Source organism: Pseudomonas sp. Sample_9 (genome assembly GCF_004307535.1).
Lineage (GTDB): Bacteria > Pseudomonadota > Gammaproteobacteria > Pseudomonadales > Pseudomonadaceae > Aquipseudomonas > Aquipseudomonas mercuritolerans.
The window spans coordinates 1-2669 of sequence record NZ_RAZO01000054.1 but is presented as its reverse complement, the minus strand read 5'-3'; the positions used below and the strand labels follow the sequence as shown (position 1 = coordinate 2669).

General features: G+C 62.5%; 2 protein-coding genes. Both read right to left on the bottom strand.

The features are described 5' to 3' along the window. A partial coding sequence (gene preA, locus D6877_RS03380) for an NAD-dependent dihydropyrimidine dehydrogenase subunit PreA (RefSeq protein ID WP_130909848.1) occupies positions 1-1250 on the bottom strand: 1250 nt, incomplete at its 3' end. Next, positions 1251-2618, bottom strand: a complete 1368-nt coding sequence (locus tag D6877_RS03375; RefSeq protein ID WP_130909847.1) for an NAD(P)-dependent oxidoreductase — start codon at positions 2616-2618, stop codon at positions 1251-1253. Between the last annotated feature and the right edge of the window lie 51 nt (positions 2619-2669).

The following is a 2669-nucleotide window of genomic DNA, read 5'->3' as shown; positions in this document are numbered from 1 at the left end:
CGCGGATCATGATTCCAGTCCAGAAACGGCTTGCCCGTGTCCATCGGCACCATCTCGATGCAGTCGGCCACGGGGCAGGTGATCTGGCACAGGTTGCAGCCCACACATTCCTCATCGATCACTTCATATTTATGCGTACCGTCGGCCTGTTTCAGACTGCCGATCGCCTGGTGTGAGGTGTCCTCACAAGCGATGTGGCAACGCCCGCAACCGATGCACGCCTCCTGGTCGATCTTTGCGATGACCTGGTAGTTGATATCGAGGTACTTCCAATCCGTGGTGTTACCCACGGCGCGCCCGGAAAACTCGGCGATATTGGCGTAACCCTGGCTGTCCATCCACCGCGACAGGCCATCCTTCATCTCTTCGACAATGCGGAAACCATGCAGCATCGCCGCCGTGCACACCTGCACCGCGCCGCTGCCCAGCGCCATGAACTCAGCGGCGTCGCGCCAGCTGCCGATGCCGCCAATGCCGCAGATCGGCAAACCCTGGGTCTGCGGATCACGGGCAATTTCCGCGACCATGTTCAGCGCAATCGGCTTGACCGCCGAACCGCAATAACCGCCGTGGGTGCTTTTGCTGCCGACGGTGGGCAGGGCGACCATGTGGTCCAGGTCGACGCTGGTGATCGAGTTGATCGTGTTGATCAGCGACACCGCATCGGCGCCACCACGATGCGCCGCCCGGGCAGCGACGCGGATGTCGGTGATGTTCGGGGTGAGTTTGACGATCACCGGCAGCGAGCAGTACGTCTTGCACCAGCGCGTCACCTGCTCGACGTACTCCGGCACCTGGCCGACCGCTGCGCCCATGCCGCGTTCGGGCATGCCGTGGGGGCAGCCGAAGTTGAGTTCGATGCCGTCGGCGCCAGTGGCCTCGACCAGCGGCAGAATGTGTTTCCACGACTCCTCGACACACGGCACCATCAGCGACACGATAAGCGCGCGATCCGGCCAATCCTTCTTCACTTGGGTGATTTCGCGCAGGTTGATTTCCAGCGAGCGGTCGGTGATCAGTTCGATGTTGTTGATGCCCAGCACTTCGCGATTGGCGCCGTAATGCGCCGAATAACGCGAGGAAACGTTGACCGCCGCCGGATCCTCACCCAGGGTTTTCCAGACCACGCCACCCCAGCCCGCTTCGAAGGCGCGAACCACGTTGTAGGCCTTGTCGGTGGGTGGCGCAGAGGCCAGCCAGAACGGGTTGGGCGCTTTGATACCGGCGAAGACTATCGAGAGATCGGCCATTTACGCAGCCTCCACGTTGAGCATCAGTTGAGCGTTGATCGCCTCGGCGGCGCGTTTGCCGTGCTGCACTGCTTGCACGGTGAGGTCCTGATCGAGGCTGGTGCAGTCGCCGCCGGCATACACACCGGGGACGCTGGTGCGCAGGTGTTCATCGACCTCGATGCGTTCGCCCTGACGCTTGAGTTCGCGCGCCAGCGGATCGCTAAGGGCGTTGTCATCGAAGCTCTGGCCGATCGCTTTGAAGATCGCATCGGCAGCCAGCTCGAAGGTTTCTCCGGTGGTTTGCAGACGGCCTTCAACCAGATCGGTGCGGGCGAAACGCATGCCGCGCACGCGGCCCTGATCATCGAGCAACACTTGCTCCGGCTGCGCCCAGGTCAGCAATCGCACCTGATTGGCTTTGGCGATGTCCTGTTCATGATGGGTGGCGCCCATGTCTGCCGCACCACGGCGATACACCAGGTTCACATCGTGCGCGCCGAGGCGGGCCATCTGCACCGCCATGTCGATCGCGGTGTTGCCGGCGCCGAGAACGATGCAGCGTTCAGCCAAGGGCAGTTGCGTGAGGTCATCGGCCTGGCGCAGTTCGCGGATGTAGTCGGTGGCGGCGAGCAGGCCCGGCGCGTCTTCGTGGGCCAGACCGAGTTGCTTGCTGGCATTCAGGCCGAGGCCGAGGAATATCGCGTCGAACTGTTGATGCAGTTCGCTGAGGGTGAGGTTTGCACCGAGTTTCTGGCCGTGGCGGATTTCTATCCCGCCAATCTGCAGGAGAAAATCCAGCTCCTTCTGCGCGTAGTCATCGACCAGTTTGTACTTGGCAATGCCGTACTCGTTGAGCCCGCCGGCCTTTTCCCGTGCTTCGAAAATCACCACGTCATGCCCGTGCATCGCGCTGCGATGGGCGCAGGACAACCCGGCCGGCCCGGCGCCGACCACGGCGATACGTTTGCCTGTGGCCGGGGCGCGCTGGAACGGATGTTCGGCGAAATGTGCGTTGTCTACCGCATAACGTTGCAGCAGACCAATCAGCACCGGCGCGCATTCCTGCGCGTTGTTGCGCACGCAGGCTTGCTGGCAGAGGATTTCCGTCGGACAGACCCGCGCGCAACTGCCGCCGAGGATGTTTGCCGAGAGGATCTTTTGCGCCGCGCCCTGTACGTTGTCCTGATGGATGTTGCGGATGAACGACGGGATATCGATTTCGCTGGGGCACGCATTGACGCAAGGCGCGTCGTAGCAATACAGGCAGCGCGAGGCTTCCAGATGCGCCTGACGGGCATTGAGCGGCGGCGCCAGATCAGTGAAATGGCCGGCGAGGGCGGCCGCGCTTTCGTGCGGGTGGGGGAGGTGGTTCAGGGTCTCGATCACGGTTTATGGCCTCATGGCTAATTGAGGTGCTGCCTCTGGTGGGCAGTGGTT